Origin of the sequence: Microbispora sp. NPDC088329 (genome assembly GCF_040685655.1) — a bacterium.
GTDB lineage: Bacteria > Actinomycetota > Actinomycetes > Streptosporangiales > Streptosporangiaceae > Microbispora.
On sequence record NZ_JBFBIP010000006.1, the window covers coordinates 202,463 to 219,033 of the forward strand.

Genomic DNA, 16,571 nt, shown 5'->3' on the forward strand with positions numbered 1-16,571 from the left:
CGCTACCGTCTCGCGACGTGTCCTGGAGATCGCGATGGTGGTGGGCCGCCGCACTGACGGCGGCGCTGGCCGGATCCGCGTACGTCCTGTCCTTGCGGGAGGGGGCCCTCTTCCTGGGTATCGACGCCGCCTACGCCTTCTGCCCGGGCTGGGAGGCAGCGATGGGGGCGGGTGTGGCACGGTGGACGGTCGTCGACTGGGTGCCCCTGCTCCGGTACGCCGGCCTGCCCGGCGTCGTCGTCGCGTTCCTCACCCACTGGATCTGCGTACGGGTCCGGCGCCCGCGCGCCGGCACGGTCGTCGCGCGGGTCCAGGCGGCGCTCATGCTGGTCGTCTACGGCACCGCTCCGCTCGCCTTCGCGGTGGACGTGAGCATCGACCGGGACTGTCTCGGGATGTGGAGCGCAACCGGTGATCCGACGTTCTTCCTGGACACCGACATCGCGCCAACGCTGGCCGCGCTGTGCGTGCTCGCGGCCGTCCGGACTCCCCGCCACCGGATCCGCCGGCTGGCCGCCTCCCGCCGCCTGCGAAGGGGTACGGCCGGTCTGGCGGCGCTGGGACTGCTGACTCTGCTGCCCGCGGCCGACCTGACGAAGGGGCCGATCGCTCCGCTGGAGGAGTGCCCGGTGAACGATTGGACGAAAGTCGCAATGGGGGAGCGCGCCTTCCTCTGCGGCGCCCGTGCCGGCGGGCAGTTCGCCGGCGTGTCGGACCACGACCTGCTCGCGTACGGGCGCGCGGGATGCCGCGCGTATCGGGGCCGCGTGTCGGACGCCTATCTCATCGCGCCCATCTGCCCCCGTGCCGCCGCCGACGTGCAGGCCAAGCTCGACGCCGAAGGCGCGGACTTCCGCGCCGAGGAGGTGAGGAACCAGCGGGTGTGCGACGCGTCACGGCACAGGCCGCGGATCACGCCCGTGCGGGTGGTCCGCGACCGCACCTGGACCGACTACGGCGTGCTGGAGTCCTACGAGTACGACGAGTCGACGGCGCGGCTTCCTGGGGAGGACGACCTGCTGGGGGCGGCACAGAAGAACGGCCTGGTGGCCGCGGGACCGGGACATTTGATCATCCTCAGCCACTCGGACTTCGACATCTGCCTCACGGTGGAGACGTACCGGCGGCGGCCACCGCTGGAGCTGAAGGGGTGGGACCACGTCGTGGAGGTCGGCTACGAGAGCACGACCGGGCAGGTCCGGCTCATGGACCCCATGGTCGGGCAGGACGACCTGCCCAATCTCGCGTTCCGGGGCAAGGGCCGCTACCGGATCCGGGTGCACTACCGCGGGCCCGATTACGAGGCCTGGACACCTCAGCACATCCTCGTGATGGTCTATCCCGGCAGAGCCCGGCCGCCGGTCGAATACCGCTCCCGCCCTGTGGATCTCAGAGATTAGTGTGAGCTGTGCGTACGGTGGACGATCTGCGGCGGCGGTGGCTGGACCAGGTGCGGCACGTCGTGCTGCTCTCGGGCATGTGGGCCTGCAACGGCCGTGAGATGGAGTCGGTGGCCCGGACGCTCCTGGAGAACCTCTGCTTCCTCGACGAGCGGGATCGGGAGTACGAAGAGGTCAGAGAAGAACTGGGCCGGTACGGTCAGGTTGGCGTGCCCGGTCCCTTCACCGCCCTCTTCGGGACCGAGCAGCGATGTATGGCCGAAGTCGCGTCCGTCTACGCCGAGCAGTTCCATCGGCTCGGCTATCTCGCCGTGGATCGAGAGCTCGGCCCGCAGGAGTGGGACGAGCTGACGCGCCTCGGCGCACCCGGCCGGGTGGGTGTTCTTCGACTGCTTCGCCGAGACCCGCACGGCGTACGTGCCTGGGGCCGGGCACTACGACCACTCGGCCGACGAGGACCCTCTGGTGCGTGATGTCCGGCTCCCGGCGGAGGACTTCGAGAGCGGTCTCGTCCTCACCCTGTACGGCAAGGTGCTCCGGTGGGGTCCGGGCTGGTGGATCCACCACCCGCCGGCCGACGCGTCGCCGGTCGATCAGGCGATCGCGGCGCAGCTACGGGACATCGAGGCCGCTGATCCGTCCCGGTCGCTTCGGCACCGTCCCGCTTGAGGGCGGTTCCGCAGGCCCCGGCCCGCGCATTACGGAGGCGGCCGATGCCGTCCGGCGGCGTCGCCCCCTGTGCGAGAGGGCGGAAAGGAGTCGTGCAAGAGCAGGCAAAGCCGCCTTCGGACCGAACTCGGCGGGCGTTAGCGTCTCGCCGACCCGCCGGGTGCGCCGCTCCCGCGCGTACGCGGCCGGTCGTCGTGATCGTACGGGGGCCGGCCGGGAACAGCCCGCCGCGACGAAGGGGCAGGCGTGAGACGAGCGCGTGGAACCGGTGCCGTGACCGTGGTGCTGGCGATCATCGGAGGATTCGCCCTCGCCGGTTGCGCGGCGGAGCCGCCCGCACCGCATGCCGAGCCACCGGGGGTCGTGCGGTCGCGGGTCGCGAGCGCCCCACCGGCGTCCGTTTCGCCGTCGCCGTCCACGTCGGTCGAGGCGAGGGGCCGGGATCAGGCCGACGTCTACGCGGCCGATCGGCCGGGAATGCTCAGCCCCGTCGTGAAGGGCTTCCGCTCCCTGGTGTACGTGCCGAACAGCGAGAGCGGCACGGTCGACGTCATCGACCCGGAGACCTACCGGATCGTGCGGCACTTCACGGTCGGGGCGCTGCCTCAGCACGTGGTGCCGTCGTGGGACCTCAAGACGCTGTGGGTGAACAACAACCGGGGCAACTCGCTGACCCCCATCGACCCCCGCACCGGCAGGCCCGGCCGCCCGGTGCCCGTGGAAGATCCGTACAACCTGTACTTCTCGCCCGACGGCAGGTACGCGCTGGTCATGGCGGAGCGGAACAACCAGCTCGACCTGCGCGACCCGCACAGCATGAAGCTGCTGCGGTCGCTGTCGCTGCCGTGCCGGGGCATCAACCACGGCGACTTCACCGCCGACGGCTCGGTCTTCCTCGCGAGCTGCGAGTTCAGCGGCGACCTGGTCGTGCTCGACTGGCGTACGCCGAGAGTGATCCGGCACATCCACCTGGGTCACATGAGCATGCCGCAGGACGTGAAGCTGTCGCCCGACGGCACCGTCTTCTACGTCGCCGACATGGAACGGCACGGGGTGTGGCTGGTGGACGCGGCGACGTACACGGTCATGGGGTTCCTGCCGACCGGCCGGGGCGCGCACGGCCTGTACGTCAGCCGCGACTCGCGCCACCTGTACGTGTCGAACCGGGGTGAGGGGTCGGTGTCGGTCGTGTCGTTCCCGAAGCGGAAGGTGGTGGACGTCTGGCGGATCCCCGGCGGCGGCTCGCCCGACATGGGCGGGGTGTCGGCGGACGGCACGAAGCTGTGGCTCAGCGGCCGCTACCACGGCGTCGTGTACGTCTTCGATACCAAGGAGGGCAGACTCGTCCGCACCATCCCCGTCGGGGCCGGCCCGCACGGGCTGTGCGTCTATCCCCAGCCGGGCCGCTACTCCCTCGGCCACACCGGCGTCTTCCGGTGACCTTCGCCGTCTCACGCGCGTGAAACGTTCAACGGGCACATCGGAATTTCGACCGGTTCCGCCGTCCTCTCTGTCCTGGTTGCCGGGGAACGGCGTTCCCAAGGTCCCCCGATCGCGTCGTTTAACGCCCGACCGGATCGGGCACCCTCGGTCGCCGTGCTGGATCGGTCCGCGAATGTCCCAATACCCTCCGGGCACTCGGCACTCCTGCAACGGATGAGGTGTGAATTGATCGCACGCTCGCGAGGACGTCGTTTGACGACGTCGATCGCCGCCGCCATCGTGGCGATGACCGCCGCGCTCCTGCCGCTCAGCCCCGCCCACGCGGCGTACGGCCCGGACCAGCCGGTCTACCTGCAGCTGGTGAGCAACGACGGCAACGCGACGCAGCTGGCTCTCCTCGAGGGCACGGTGGCGTTCGACGACGGCAACACGAAGTACCGCTACTCGCTGCGCCTGTGCTGGCAGCACGCCTATCCCTCGCCGTACTACTCGACCTACGTCAACGGTTCGTACTTCAGCGGGCCGGTCACCGGTTCGTCGTCCGCCTCCGGGTGCCAGTCCGTGAGCTACTCCAGTGGAGAGGTGAACTACGGCGGCATCGTCCGCAACATCCGCTTCGACGTGACCGGCGGATGGTTCGGCAGCAACGGTCAATACCAGATGCGCACCAAGAGCACCGCCACCTACGACAACCCCTACAACTGAGCGGTGCCGCGCGGTGAGGCGGGCCGAGCCCGCGTCGCCGACGGCGCCGACGGCTGATACGGCGAGGTCTCCGGCGGGCGGTTCCAAGAGGGACCGTCGCCGCCGGGGACCTCGTCCGCGCGTGAGCGGGCCGTACCTGCGGGCCGGCGTCCGGGGGCCGGTGATCGAGGGCCGCGCGTGCCCGGCGACCGGGGACGATAGCCTCGCGGGGTGAGCCGTACCTCTCGATCCCGCCGCACGCCGCGCTCCGGCGATCCCTGTCCCTGTGGTCTGCCGGTCGGCTACGGCGAGTGCTGCGGCCGGTTTCACGCGGGTCAGGCCGCGCCCACGGCCGAGGCGCTGATGCGCTCGCGGTTCTGCGCGTTCGCGGTCGAGGACGAGTCGTACCTGCTGCGGACCTGGCATCCCGCCACCCGCCCCCCGCGGGTCGAGTTCGAGCAGGGCATGCGGTGGACCGGGCTGGAGATCGAGGCGGTCACCGGCGGGAGCCCGATCCACACCGACGGCACCGTCACCTTCCGCGCCCGGTACGCCTATCGCGGACAGCCAGGCGAGATGCGCGAGCGGAGCCGATTCGTCCGCCACGAAGGCGCCTGGGTCTATCTCGACGCCATGCAGTCGTCGGAGTGACACGGATTCACGACGATAGGGGCATTCGGGGGTATATGAGCTGAATATCGGACCAGAAGGCATAGCGACAAAAAATGCGTCATGGTGCATGCCGTGCTCGGCATGGGCGGGGGGGAGACCACGGCGCGGGGTATGAGGTCGGCATTGCTCATGTCCGCGACGAAAGCCCATGCCGGATGGCCTTGGTAGGTAGGTGCGTTCCACGATGTCTCGCCGTTGTACGTTCCGCTCGCGACCATGTCAGGCTCTGACGGCCCGCCGCCTGACGCTTGCCGCCTTCGTGGCCGCGATCGCGTGGAGCACGGCGGTGCAGGAGGCGGAGGCCTGCGCGAGCGCGCATGCCCTGCCGCGTGGGGCGACGAACCTCGTGACCGGCCACGGCGGCGGCGGGGGCCAGGTCGCGGCGGGTGGAACGGCCGCGGCCCGGCAGCTCAACTCGGGTAACGGCAAGTTCAATCAGAACCTCAACGGCGTGTTCGCTCCGACCTTCATGATCGGCCAGCAGCAGACCGGTATCACGAACGGCGGGCGCATCAGCACGCAGGGCGCCTTCTGCGGCCCCGGCCCGAAGCACTGCAAGATCTGGCAGAACATGCCCCTCACCGTCAGCGGCTGGTGACCCGGACGCACGCGGGCCGTGAATCGCACGAAATGCGGGGGGCGCGCTGACTGATATGGCAATGATGCCGTAAGACGCCGCGCGCACCAGGCGCGGGGAACCGGCGGTTCACTAGCGTGGACGAGGCCTGGGCGAAAAGGGCCGCCCGGAGCGTTGCGACCGGTGGGAGCGCGGGATGAACTGTCAGCGGTACGACGGGACGGCCACGAGGAAGATCGGCCTCGGTCTCCTCGCCTGGGCGTCGGTCGTGGTGGCGCTGGCCGCCGCGGCCCCCGCCGCCGGGGCCGTGCACGCGCACGGGCGGGAGACGCCTCGCTCCCAGGAGTCCGTGCTCCGGCCCGCCCGGCTCGAGAGGGACGCGGCCGGCCCCGGGCTCACCGCCTCGAACGCCACGCGCAACCGCGGCACTCAGCAGGTCTCCATCAACGTCGCGAACGGGGGAACCGGTATCCAGAACGCGATGTGCAGGGGTAACCGGGGGTGCGACATCGTGCAGGCGCTCGGCATGCCGTACGCGGGCGATCCGCCCGTGCCGTCGCCGACGCCGCAGGCGCCGCCCGGGGCCGGAGCGGCCACCCGCTCGAGGGCGGCGGCCCATGGGGGAGGAGCCGCGCCCCGGGCGAAGGCCGTGGCGCGGCAGGCGGCGGACTCCGCGGGCGGGCGGGCGACCGGCACCCAGGCGGCCAAGCGCGGGCGCGCGGTTCCGCGACCGGCGCCCGCACCCCGTCCGGTGCCGCGGGTCCCGGTTTCGCGGGTCCCGGTTTCGCTGGTTCCGGTGCCGTCGCACCGCTGACGCGCTCGGGGGCGCGGTGAGCGGGCGCGGTGAGTGGGCACGGTGAGCGGGCGCGGCCGTGAACGCGGGCTCCGCCGCGGACGTCCGCATTGGTAATCTCAAGACGAGGGAGGGGTTCGGTCCCCGTCCTCCCGTCCACGGCCCGCCAACGAGAAGTTCCTCCGAGTCGTCAGGATGTGCGCACCATGTCGAAAGCCGGTCGGTCCCAAGAGGAGATGCGCCGGCGCAATCTCGGTGATCTGCTGCGGCACGTGCACCTGGCCGGCCCGCTCTCCCGCTCGGAGCTGGCCGACCGGATGGGCCTGAACCGCAGCACGATCATGGCGCTGACCGCCGAGCTGTCCGCGGCGGGCCTGGTCAGCGAGGAGCTCCCCGGAGACACCGGCAGGGCGGGCCGGCCGTCGCTGGTGGTCCGACCGGAACGCGATCGGGCGCACGTGCTGGCCTTCGACGTCCGCGTCGACCGCCTGGTCGCCGCCAGGGTGGGACTGGGCGGCGAGATCCTCGACCGCCGGGAGGCGGTCAGGCCCCGCGCGGGCGCCGACCTGGAGGACGTCGTCGGCGTGCTCGCGGGCTTCGGCCGCGAGCTGCGGCGCGGCGCGCGCCCGGGCTCGGTCTGCGTCGGGGTCGGCGCGGCCTACTGCGGCATGATCCGCCCCACCGACGGCACGGTCCGCTACGGCCCCTATATGGGGTGGGTGGACCAGGCGTTCGGCGTGGAGCTGGGCGGCCGGCTCGGGCTTCCGGTGCTGGTGGGCAACGAGGCACACCTCGGCGCGCTGGCCGAGCGTGAGCGGGGCGTGGGCCGCGGCTTCGACAACCTGATCTACCTGCACGGCGACGTCGGCGTGGGCGGCGGGATCATCGTCGGCGGCAAGCTGCTCGGCGGCGACGGCGGCTACGGGTGCGAGCTGGGGCACATGATGGTGAACCCGTACGACGGGCGGCCCTGCATGTGCGGCTCGCGAGGCTGCCTGGAGGCCGAGGTCGGCGAGCACGCCCTGATCGACGCGGCGGGCCGCTCGGGCGAGCTGAGCGGCCGCGAGGGCGTCCGCGCCGTGGTCGAGGCCGCGGAAGCCGGGGACGCGGCGGCGGCGGAGGCGCTGCACCGGATCGGCGACTGGCTGGGCATCGGCGTGGCGAACCTGATCAACCTCTTCAACCCGGGCATCGTGGTCTTCGGGGGCATGCTGCGGGACGTGTACCCGGGTTCGGCGGCGCAGGTCCGCCGCAGGGTGGAGGCGAACGCCATGCTGATCTCGCGGGAGCAGGTGCGGCTGCGGGTGTCGGCGCTCGGGGACGACACCACTCTGGTCGGCGCGGCGGAGCTGGCCTTCTCCAGGCTCCTGGCCAGTCCTTTGGAGGTGCTCGCGGAGATGCGGCGCCGTGGCGCCGCTCACCGGACGGCGCCGCGGAAGCGTGCCATGGCCCTCTGACAGCCGGGGAGCGCTGGAAGGCCACAGAAGATCTTGCGTTCATCGAACAAGATCGAGATACACCACTGACCGGGCACACTCTCGCTGCGAACGGTGCCGGAGCCGGATCTGTTCACGGCCCGGCACGGCTCGTCGCCGTCGCTCAGGCGCGCAGCCACTCCCGGGCCCCCGCGAGTATCTCAGGTGCCGTCGTACGGTTGACGTCGGCGATCAGGTCGGCAATGGTGACCCTCCGTAGCGACTCCCGCCAGACGCGGTCGGCGGAATCCATCGTGCGGGCGATCGGGCAGGGAGTGTCACACCGCTCCGCCGGCACGGCCATCGGGCCCCGCTGACGCACTTCCGTGCACCGGAACGCCGGCTGGGCGCCGTCGATCGCCTCGACCACGTCCAGCACCGTGATCTCATTCGCAGCCCGAGTCAGCACATAGCCGCCGGACTGGCCCAGCGTCGAGCGCACAAGGCCCGCGCGGGACAACAGTTGCAGCTGTTTGGCCAGATAGCTCTGCGAGACGTCGTGCAGCTCGGCGAGCTTGGCCGCCGTCACCGGCGCGCCCGCCCCACTGAGCACGACACAACAGTGCAAGGCCCACTCGACTCCGCCTGACATCTTCATTCGCCCAGCCTACTTGACTCGGACAGGTTTTGTCCGAATAGAATCTCGGACAACAGTTATCCGGATTCAGGAGTGGGACATGCGCATCGTCGTTGCCGGGGGAACCGGACTCATCGGGTCGAAAGTCGTCGAGTCGCTGCAGCGGCTCGGCCACGACGTCGTACCGGCCGCGCCGGGAACCGGCGTGGACACGATCAGTGGCCGCGGCGTCGCCGACGCGCTGAAGGGGGCGGACGTGGTCGTCGACGTGACCAACAAAGTGATCTTCGAACCCGAACCGATCCTCGGCTTCTTCACCACCTCCACCCGCACCCTGCTGAACGCCGGGCGGGAAGCCGGGGTGCGGCACCATGTGGTGCTGTCGATCGTCGGTGTGGACCGGCTCTCGCACCCGGGCTACCTGGACGCCAAGGCCGCGCAGGAACGGCTCGTCGCCGAGTCGGGCACCCCTTTCACCATCGTGCGGGCGACGCAGTTCTTCGAGAACCTGACGGCCATGGGCGCCGGCATGGCCAAGGACGACGTGATCGTGCCGCCCACCGCGGACCTTCAGCCGGTCGCTGCGGCCGACGTCGCCGCCGCGCTCGTGGACGTGGCCACCTCCGCCCCGCTCGACGGCGTGATCGAGGTCGCGGGGCCGGAACGCGCGGCGTTCGCCCGTTTCATCGGTCCGGCGCTCGCCGCGCGAGGTGATGAGCGCCCCCTCAAGCCGGACGCCGGCGCCGGTTACTTCGGCGTACCGATCGTGCGGGACTCGCTGGTTCCGCTGGGTGCCGCCCGGATCGGGCGCACCACCTTCGACGACTGGTCAGCCGCGCAGTCCTCGTGACCCCCGCCCGCGCACGCCTGGCTCGACAACGTATCCACGCCCGAAGGAGAAATCATGACCACGCACGTGCACACCGGTGAGCCCCGCCTCGACCTGCGGACGGCCGCCCCAAAGGCCGCCAAGGCGCTCTACGCCGCGGACCAGGCCATTCTCACCTCGCCACTCGATCCGACCATCCGCGAGCTGGTCAAGCTGCGTACTTCGCAGATCAACCACTGCGTGCACTGCATCGACCTGCACAGCCACGATGCTCTGGAGCAGGGCGAATCGCTGAACCGCATCATCCAGCTATCCGCGTGGCGCGAATCGGCGCTGTTCACCCCGGCGGAGCGGGCGGCGCTCGAGTACACCGAGGCCGCAACGACGCTGACCCCGCACGGCGTCAGCGACGAGATCTGGGCCGGCGTCCGCGACCTCATGACCGACGAGGAACTCGGCGCGCTGGTCGTCCAGGTGGCTCTGATGAACGCCTTCAACCGATTCGGTGTCCCGCTGCGGATGCCGGCGCGGCCTCGCGATTGACTCAAGCTGAGCCGTTGAGATGCTGCGCACGGCGGGCCGGCCACAGGGATCGAACCGCTGGAAGCCGTTCAGCTGAGCGATGTGATTTCGTGTGCCGGCCTGACGAAGCACTACCAGGGGCGGGCGAACGCCGCGGCCTGGCGGCGGAAGCCGTCCGCGTTGGTCAGGCGGGAGGCTCCGTCGCAGGACAGCCCGGAACACGGCCGCTCCGCGAGGGCGTTGTGGAGGGCCGCGAGACGCTCCTGGGCGTCCCAGCAGCCGGACGGTGAGCTCCGGGCTGATGAGCATGTCGCCGTTCATCGCGGCGCGGACGGCCTCGACGAGCAGGGTGGGGCCGGAGCGTTTGAGGACGAATCCGTCGGCCCCGTGTTCGAGCGCGGCGTGGACGTACTCGTCCAGCCCGAACGTGGTGACGATCACGACACGGACGCCGGTCCCGGCGAGGGCGCGGGTCACCTCGAGACCGTTGCGCCGGGCATGCGGATGTCGGCGAGCACGACGTCGGGCCGGACGGCCATGGCCGTGTCGATCGCGGTGCGGCCGTCGGCGGCCTCGGCCACGACGGTCATGTCGGGCTGGGCGTCGAGGATCATGCGGAAGGCGCCGCGGATGCCTTCCTGGTCGTCGGCGACGAGGATACGGGTGACCACCCGGGGGATTGTGCCAGCGGCAGGCGGGCGGTCAGCGACCACCCGTCCGGTACCGCCCGTGCGACGAGCTCGCCGCCCTGCTCCCGGACGAGGGCCGCGAGGCCGGCCCGGCCCCGCCCCGCCGGCGGCCGGGGGCCCGGCCCGGGGAGCGTGCCGCCGGACGTTGGTGAGTCCTTCGACCACGATCCGGTAGGCGAGGGCCGCGGTCTCCATGGGGACCGCCACCGGCGTGTTCATGCTCAACCGGACGCGCGCGGGGCCGGCGGCCGAGAACCGCGCGGCGGCCTCGCGGATGCTGTTCAGGTCGCCGGCGCGGACCCGGGGCCGGTCGTGCCGGAGCATGTCCAGGCTGCGGTCGAGCATCGACATGGCTCGCTGACCGGCGGCCTCGACGCGTTCGAGGGCCCGCAGCGGATCGCCCGCGACCCTGCCCGCCTGGGCGTGCGCGACCATCTCGCTGATGTCGTGGGCGACGAAGTCGTGCAGGTCCTGGGCCAGTCGCAGCCGCAGGGCGGTTCGGGTGTCGGCCACCGCGCGCTCCTGCCGTACGTCGAGGAGACGCAGGTAGGCGCCCACCCCGGCGGCGACAAGCGCGCCCGTTCCCCAGAACGCGCACACCCCCACTCCTTCCAACGATGAAGCGGGGGCGTAGACGCGGAGCACCCACACGGCCGCCGCCGCGATCGCCGCCGCGGCCGCCGGTGCGGCGGCTCTCGGCGGCGCGTACCGGATCACCAGGCCGGCCAGCACCATGAGGGCCACGCTCTCGGCCATTCCGGACACGTCGGCGATCCGCGTGTGCCCGGCTGCCCCTCCTGCGCGGGCGGAGGGTGCCGCCGCCGCTCGCGGTCGTCCCCGCCGGGTTCGTCTCGATCATCATCACCGTGGCCGGGCTGACCTACATCCGGTGGACCATCGCCGGCCGGTTCGCCCTCGACGAGTGGGGCGCCTGGCTGCCGGAATGCTTCTGGCCGATCTGGGGCGGCGCGCTCGCCGTCGCCACCGTCTCCTACCATCTGCGCCGAAAGCGGGAGGGGCACCCGGCGGAGGCCGGCCGCGACATCGGCCGGCGGCGCAGGCCGGGGGACGGCGAGCACGTTCGTGAGGCGGTCCTCACCGGTCTCCGGCGCCGGACGGGCGCGCACGGGGAGCGGGTCACGCGGCGGCTACCAGGCACCGAGTCTGCCTGATCAGACGACCCGGTAGCTCCCATCAGGCGGCGGCGCCGCCCGATCCGCCCAGCTCGACCAGCTCCCGCAGGGTCGCATGAGGGACGTCGATGCCGGCGAAGGTCAGGAATCGCCCCATCGGCATCGACGAGGCCATCCGCAGCCCGTCGGCGTCGTTCTCCGCGGGCCGCTCGCTCCTCCCGCCGCCGGTGAGGACCTTCAGGAGAGCCGGGCCGGCGAGCGGGTGGGAGAGCCACTCGCCGAGCGTGGAGTCGAGCGACACCACGGGGACGGCGGCGTCGCCGTCGAGGCCGATCGTCGTCTCGGCCGTGACGGACGAGGCGTTCTCGCAGATCTGGATCGTGTAGTCGCCCGGCGCGACGACCCACCGGCCGAGCGGGACGTCGTAGTAGGCGAACGCCCGCCGGTCGAGGGGGAGGGTGACCGTACGCGACTCGCCGGGAGCGAGTGCGACCTTCGTGAAGGCCCGCAGCTCCCGGGCGGGGCGGCGTACGGGACCCGCGGAGGTGGCCACGTAGACCTGAACGACGTGCTTGCCGGGCCGCGCACCGGTGTTGGTCACCGTCACGGTGACGGTCGCCGTGTCGTCGCCCGTACGGACGACCTTGAGGCCGCGGATCGCGAACGTCGTGTAGCTCAGGCCGTGGCCGAAAGGATAGCGCACCGGCAGCTCGACCGTCTCGTAGTAGCGGTAGCCGACCATGACGCCCTCGCCGTAGCGGACGTGCCCGGCCTCGCCGGGGAAGTTGAGGTAGCTCGGCGTGTCCTGCAGCCGGACCGGGATGCTCTCGGCGAGGCGCCCGGAGGGGTTCACGACGCCGAAGAGCAGATCGGCGACGGCGGAGCCGCCCGCCTGACCGAGCAGCCAGCCTTCCAGGACGGCGTCCACGTCGTCGTGCCAGCCCTCCAGCGAGACGACGCCGCCGTTGGACAGGACGACCACGGTACGGCGGGCCGCGGCGGCGACGGCGCGGATCAGCTCGACCTGGACGGCGGGCAGGCCGATCGTCTCCCGGTCGAACCCCTCGGACTCCTCCCGCTCGCTCAGACCGGTGAAGACGACCGCGACGTCGGCGGCCGCGGCGGCCTCGGCCGCCGCCTCGCGCAGCTCGCGGGCGTCGCCCGATCCGTCCAGCGAGAACCCCTGCGCGTAGGCGGCCTCCGGGGCGAGGGCGCGGATCGCGTCGAGCGCCGCGTCGACCCGGGTGGCGTTGACGTGGGAGCTGCCGCCGCCCTGGAAGCGGGGCCTGACCGCGAACTCGCCGATCACGGCGATGCGGGCGCCCGCGGAGAGGGGGAGCGTGCCGTCCTCGTTCTTGAGCAGCACGGCGCATTCCGCGGCGAGCTCGCGCGCGAGCGCGTGGTGGGCGTCGGCGTCGAACGCGCCGGACACCCCGCCGCGGCGCCGGGTGAGTGCGACGACGCGGCGGACGCTCGCGTTCACCACGGCCTCGTCGAGGTCGCCCGCGCGGACGGCCTCCACGATGCGCCGGTCGCCCGCGCCGCCGGTTCCCGGCATCTCCAGGTCCAGCCCGGCGGCCAGCGCGGCGGCCCGGTCCTGGACGGCGCCCCAGTCGGAGACGACGGCGCCGGTGAAGCCCCACTCACGGCGCAGGACGTCGGTGAGCAGCCACCTGTTCTGAGAGGCGTGGACGCCGTTGACGCGGTTGTAGGAGCACATCACGGTGGCGGGCCTGGCCCGGGTGACCACCCGCTCGAACGCGGGGAGGTAGATCTCGCGCAGGGTGCGCTCGTCCACGTCCGCGCTGACCCGCATGCGCTCGGTCTCCTGGTTGTTGGCGGCGAAGTGCTTGACCGAGGCGCCCGGCCCCTCGGCCTGCAGCGCGGCGACGTGCGCCGCCCCCAGGACGCCCGACAGCAGGGGGTCTTCGGAGTAGTACTCGAAGTTGCGCCCGCACAGCGGCGAACGCTTGATGTTCACGCCGGGGCCGAGCACGACCGCCACGCCGAGGGCCCGGCCCTCCCGGCCGACCGCCGCGCCGATCCGGGCGGCGACTTCGGCGTCCCAGCTCGATCCCACCGCGACCGCCGGCGGGAAGCAGGTGGCGGGCAGGCTCTCGTTGATGCCGAGATGGTCGGAGCCGCCGGCCTCCCGGCGGATCCCGTGCGGCCCGTCGCACAGCGCCACGGAGGGGATCCCGGCCTCCTCCAGCGGTTTGGTCGTCCAGAAGTCCCGGCCCGACAGCAGTGAGGCCTTCTGCTCCAGCGTCAGCGCGTCCAGCCTGAGCGCGTCGAGGTGGGTCCGGGCCATCGGGGACGCTCTCCTTCCGTGGGGAGGATTCATATCGTTCTTCTGTCGTGAAAGGAGCAGCGCGGGTGCTGCGGCGGGGGACGGGCGGCTGTCGCCGGGTGTGGCGCCGTGACGCGGTCCGGCGGGCGGCGCGTCGCCGCCCGCCGGAAGCGGGTCACGGTCAGGAGGCCGGTTCCGGCACCCGCGCGCGGGTGGTGAGCCGCCGGTCCCGGCCGAGCGCGACGGTGTCGCCGGTCAGCAGGATCTCGGCGCGCAGCGGGCGGTCGGCGGCCGACGGGCCCGCGGTGAGCGCGATCACCCCCGGCTCGACGATCCGGCGCAGGTCGGGCCCGGTGTAGGAGAAGGCGTCGGCCGGCACCTCGAAGACCACCTCGCGGGTCTCGCCGGGCGCGAGCGGCACCCGGGCGAAGCCCACGAGTTGCGCGACGGGACGGGCCACCAGGGCCACCGGGTCGGAGGCGTAGAGCTGCACAACCTCCTCGGCCGCCCTGGCGCCGGTGTTGGTGACGGTCACCCGCGCCTCGACCGTGCCGTCCGTGGGGCACCGCTCCGCGGAGGTGGCCAGCGCGTCGTAGCGGACCGTCGTGTACGACAGGCCGTGGCCGAAGGGGAACGCCGGCGTCGGGTCGGACACGGAGATCCCGTCCGTCCGCAGCCCCAGGGGCGGCTGCAGGTAGGTGGAGGGGGTGACGAACGGGGAGCCGGGGATCTGGACGGGCAGGCGGCCCGAGGGCTCGACCCGGCCGCTGAGCACTCCCGCGATCGCCGCGCCGCCCTCCACGCCCGGCAGGAACGCCTGGAGCGCGGCCGCGGCCCGGCCGGCGTGGGCGCCCACCGCGTACGGCCGGCCGGAGACCACGACCAGCACGACCGGCGTGCCGGTCGCCAGGACCGCCTCGACCAGCTCGTCCTGCACTCCGGGCAGGCCGAGGTGCGCGGCGTCGCAGCCCTCGCCGGAGGTGCCGTTGCCGAACAGTCCGGCCCGGTCGCCGGCGAACAGCAGCACGAGGTCGGAGTCCGCGGCCAGGGCGGCGGCCTCGGCGATGCCCGAGGCGTCGTCGCCGGACACGTCCGCGCCCCGCGCGAACCGCAGGTCGGCGGTGGGGAACTCGGCCCGCAGGCAGCCGAGGACGGGGGCGACGGGCAGGCCCATCCCGTGATCGGGGAAGCGGTCGAGCACGTGGTTGGGGAAGGCGTAGCAGCCGAGCAGGGTCCGCGGGTCGTCCGCGCAGGGTCCGATGACGGCGATCCGCGCGGACGTCTCCGCGGCCAGCGGCAGCACGCCGGCGGGGTTGCTCAGCAGCACCACCGAGCGTTCGGCCACCTCGCGGGCCAGGTCGCGGTTGCGGGGGCTGTCCAGATCGACATCGCCGGCGCCGTCGGGCACGAGGGGCCCGTCGTCCAGCAGGCCCAGCGCGATCTTCTGCCGCAGCACCCGGCGGACCGCATCGTCGACCAGCGACTCCTCCACGCGGCCGGCCCGCACCTGCTCCACCATCCGGGAGCCGTAGCCGACCGTCTCGGGGAGCTCCACGTCGATGCCCGCGCGCAGCGCGATGACGCCCGCGTGCGCCTCGTCCTCGGCGACGTTGTGGTTCATGGCGAGGAACGGCACCGCCCAGTAGTCGGCGACGACCGTGCCGTCGAAGCCCCACTGGTCGCGCAGCACGCGCCGCAGCAGGTCGGCGTTGGCGGCGACCGGCACGCCGTCGATGTCGGTGTAGGAGTTCATGACCGACCGCGCGCCGCCCTCGCGGATCGCCGTCTCGAACGGCGGGAGGATCACGTCGGCCATCTCCCGGGGACCGATGCTGACCGGGGCGTGGTTGCGGCCCGCCCGGGAGGCGGCGTACCCGGCGAAGTGCTTGAGCGTCGCGATGACGCCGGTCTCCTCCAGCCCGCGCACGTACGCCGCGCCGATCTGGCCGACGAGGTAGGGGTCTTCGCCGAGCGTCTCCTCGACCCGGCCCCACCGGTAGTCGCGCACCACGTCGAGGACCGGCGACAGGCCCTGGTGAACGCCGACCGCCCGCAGGTCGTCGGCGATGGCCCGGGCCATGCGCCGCACCAGCGCGGGGTCGAAGGTCGCGGCCCAGGCCAGCGGGGTGGGATAGGCGGTCGCGCCGTAGGTGGCGAACCCGGTCAGACACTCCTCGTGGGCGATCGCCGGGATGCCGAACCGGTTGGCGGCGATTACCTGCTCCTGCAGCCGGCGCAGCCCGGCCGCCCCCTCCGCCGGGCTCACCGGCGCCGTGCCGTACACGCGGGTGAGGTGGCCGACGCCGTCGCGCATCCGGCCGGCGAGGTCGGCGCCGTCCTTCATGAACAGGTCCTGCAACGGGGCGACGTTGCCGGCGGCGGCTTCCGATCCGGCCGTCGAGATGTCGGTCCAGACCGATCCGAGCTGGGCGACCTTCTCCTCCAGCGTCATCTCGGCCAGCAGCGCCTCGACGCGCTCGTCGAGGGGCCGGCCGCCGTCCCGCCAGGGCGCGATGCCCGGCGCGTCTACGAATGTCATGACATCCCTTGCTTGTCGATCCATCGCGTCGGGCTCGGCCCCGCAAGACGCCGTACGGAGGTCCGGTGGCGATCGGCCCGGTGGTACCCGTGCCGCGGCGGCGGCAGACGGCGGTACACGAGCAACCGCATCGAGCGCCCCCTGTTCATCCGCACTGTTCATCCGGACTGTCGCCTGGACCGTCGTCGTCCGAAAGTTTCTAAATCAGGACCGATAGTTTATGTGGACTCTAGGTCGCTGCGCTGGAGTGCGTCAAGGAACCGGCGGTGTGACATCCGA

Annotated in this window: 15 protein-coding genes and 2 pseudogenes; 12 read left to right on the plus strand and 5 right to left on the minus strand. The window is 72.3% G+C overall.

Annotated features, from left to right (window positions below; translation table 11 throughout):
* Positions 1 to 17 precede the first annotated feature (17 nt).
* The 9 genes from AB0O28_RS14900 (at position 18) to AB0O28_RS14940 (ending at position 7,695) form a co-directional block, all read left to right on the plus strand.
* Positions 18 to 1,400 (plus strand): hypothetical protein, encoded by a 1,383-nt coding sequence (locus AB0O28_RS14900; protein ID WP_363640201.1) that lies wholly within the window; start codon positions 18 to 20, stop codon positions 1,398 to 1,400.
* Positions 1,401 to 1,408: 8 nt separating this feature from the next.
* Positions 1,409 to 1,873 carry a hypothetical protein gene (locus AB0O28_RS14905; RefSeq protein WP_363640203.1) on the plus strand — a complete coding sequence of 155 codons (465 nt, stop codon included), beginning with the start codon at positions 1,409 to 1,411 and terminating at the stop codon, positions 1,871 to 1,873.
* A complete protein-coding gene (locus AB0O28_RS14910; RefSeq protein ID WP_363640205.1) occupies positions 1,866 to 2,069 on the plus strand; it encodes a hypothetical protein in 204 nt (67 codons plus the stop codon). Before AB0O28_RS14905 ends, AB0O28_RS14910 begins: the two co-directional genes overlap by 8 nt.
* Positions 2,070 to 2,315: 246 nt before the next feature.
* A complete protein-coding gene (locus AB0O28_RS14915; RefSeq protein ID WP_363640207.1) occupies positions 2,316 to 3,509 on the plus strand; it encodes a hypothetical protein in 1,194 nt (397 codons plus the stop codon).
* A 255-nt stretch (positions 3,510 to 3,764) separates the two neighbouring features.
* Complete coding sequence (locus AB0O28_RS14920) at positions 3,765 to 4,217, plus strand: hypothetical protein (RefSeq protein ID WP_363640209.1); 453 nt, start codon at positions 3,765 to 3,767, stop codon at positions 4,215 to 4,217.
* 210 nt (positions 4,218 to 4,427) lie between these two features.
* Positions 4,428 to 4,847: a YchJ family metal-binding protein gene (locus tag AB0O28_RS14925; RefSeq protein WP_363640211.1), complete on the plus strand. Its 420-nt coding sequence runs from the start codon at positions 4,428 to 4,430 to the stop codon at positions 4,845 to 4,847.
* 280 nt (positions 4,848 to 5,127) lie between these two features.
* Positions 5,128 to 5,466: a hypothetical protein gene (locus AB0O28_RS14930; protein WP_363640213.1), complete on the plus strand. Its 339-nt coding sequence runs from the start codon at positions 5,128 to 5,130 to the stop codon at positions 5,464 to 5,466.
* Between the two features lie 175 nt (positions 5,467 to 5,641).
* Entirely contained in the window at positions 5,642 to 6,259 is a 618-nt protein-coding gene (locus AB0O28_RS14935; protein WP_363640215.1) for a hypothetical protein, read from the plus strand.
* A 215-nt stretch (positions 6,260 to 6,474) separates the two neighbouring features.
* Positions 6,475 to 7,695, plus strand: coding sequence for an ROK family transcriptional regulator (locus AB0O28_RS14940; protein ID WP_363640217.1), 1,221 nt, complete (start codon positions 6,475 to 6,477; stop codon positions 7,693 to 7,695).
* 142 nt (positions 7,696 to 7,837) lie between these two features.
* Here the strand turns inward: AB0O28_RS14940 and AB0O28_RS14945 are convergent, their stop codons facing one another.
* The gene (locus AB0O28_RS14945; protein ID WP_363640219.1) at positions 7,838 to 8,311 is read right to left on the minus strand and encodes an Rrf2 family transcriptional regulator; all 474 of its coding nucleotides are present in this window, start codon (positions 8,309 to 8,311) and stop codon (positions 7,838 to 7,840) included.
* 79 nt (positions 8,312 to 8,390) lie between these two features.
* Here AB0O28_RS14945 and AB0O28_RS14950 point away from each other — a divergent pair, with 79 nt between their 5' ends.
* Both AB0O28_RS14950 and AB0O28_RS14955 read left to right on the plus strand, forming a co-directional pair.
* Complete coding sequence (locus tag AB0O28_RS14950) at positions 8,391 to 9,140, plus strand: NAD(P)H-binding protein (RefSeq protein ID WP_363640221.1); 750 nt, start codon at positions 8,391 to 8,393, stop codon at positions 9,138 to 9,140.
* Positions 9,141 to 9,194: 54 nt separating this feature from the next.
* Positions 9,195 to 9,662 (plus strand): carboxymuconolactone decarboxylase family protein, encoded by a 468-nt coding sequence (locus AB0O28_RS14955; protein WP_363640223.1) that lies wholly within the window; start codon positions 9,195 to 9,197, stop codon positions 9,660 to 9,662.
* Between the two features lie 252 nt (positions 9,663 to 9,914).
* Here the strand turns inward: AB0O28_RS14955 and AB0O28_RS14960 are convergent.
* A pseudogene (locus AB0O28_RS14960) lies at positions 9,915 to 10,312 on the minus strand (response regulator transcription factor); the annotation flags it as partial.
* Positions 10,313 to 10,657: 345 nt separating this feature from the next.
* Positions 10,658 to 11,086: pseudogene (locus AB0O28_RS14965) on the minus strand (histidine kinase); the annotation flags it as partial.
* Between the two features lie 56 nt (positions 11,087 to 11,142).
* Here AB0O28_RS14965 and AB0O28_RS14970 point away from each other — a divergent pair.
* Positions 11,143 to 11,502 (plus strand): hypothetical protein, encoded by a 360-nt coding sequence (locus AB0O28_RS14970; RefSeq protein ID WP_363640225.1) that lies wholly within the window; start codon positions 11,143 to 11,145, stop codon positions 11,500 to 11,502.
* Positions 11,503 to 11,524: 22 nt separating this feature from the next.
* On the opposite strand, the gene AB0O28_RS14975 is transcribed toward AB0O28_RS14970, so the two are convergent.
* On the minus strand, positions 11,525 to 13,774 hold the full coding sequence (locus AB0O28_RS14975; protein WP_363640227.1) for a glycoside hydrolase family 3 C-terminal domain-containing protein: 2,250 nt from the start codon (positions 13,772 to 13,774) through the stop codon (positions 11,525 to 11,527).
* Positions 13,775 to 13,934: 160 nt separating this feature from the next.
* Positions 13,935 to 16,292, minus strand: a complete 2,358-nt coding sequence (locus AB0O28_RS14980; protein WP_363640229.1) for a glycoside hydrolase family 3 N-terminal domain-containing protein — start codon at positions 16,290 to 16,292, stop codon at positions 13,935 to 13,937.
* Positions 16,293 to 16,571: the final 279 nt, after the last annotated feature.

Excerpts from the sequence above, each read along its gene's own strand:
- AB0O28_RS14980 (WP_363640229.1), bottom strand. The coding sequence starts at position 16,292 with ATGACATTCGTAGACGCGCCGGGCATCGCGCCCTGGCGGGACGGCGGC.
- AB0O28_RS14955 (WP_363640223.1), top strand. The coding sequence starts at position 9,195 with ATGACCACGCACGTGCACACCGGTGAGCCCCGCCTCGACCTGCGGACG.
- AB0O28_RS14940 (WP_363640217.1), top strand. The coding sequence starts at position 6,475 with ATGCGCCGGCGCAATCTCGGTGATCTGCTGCGGCACGTGCACCTGGCC.
- AB0O28_RS14945 (WP_363640219.1), bottom strand. The coding sequence starts at position 8,311 with ATGAAGATGTCAGGCGGAGTCGAGTGGGCCTTGCACTGTTGTGTCGTG.
- AB0O28_RS14950 (WP_363640221.1), top strand. The coding sequence starts at position 8,391 with ATGCGCATCGTCGTTGCCGGGGGAACCGGACTCATCGGGTCGAAAGTC.
- AB0O28_RS14975 (WP_363640227.1), bottom strand. The coding sequence starts at position 13,774 with ATGGCCCGGACCCACCTCGACGCGCTCAGGCTGGACGCGCTGACGCTG.
- AB0O28_RS14935 (WP_363640215.1), top strand. The coding sequence starts at position 5,642 with ATGAACTGTCAGCGGTACGACGGGACGGCCACGAGGAAGATCGGCCTC.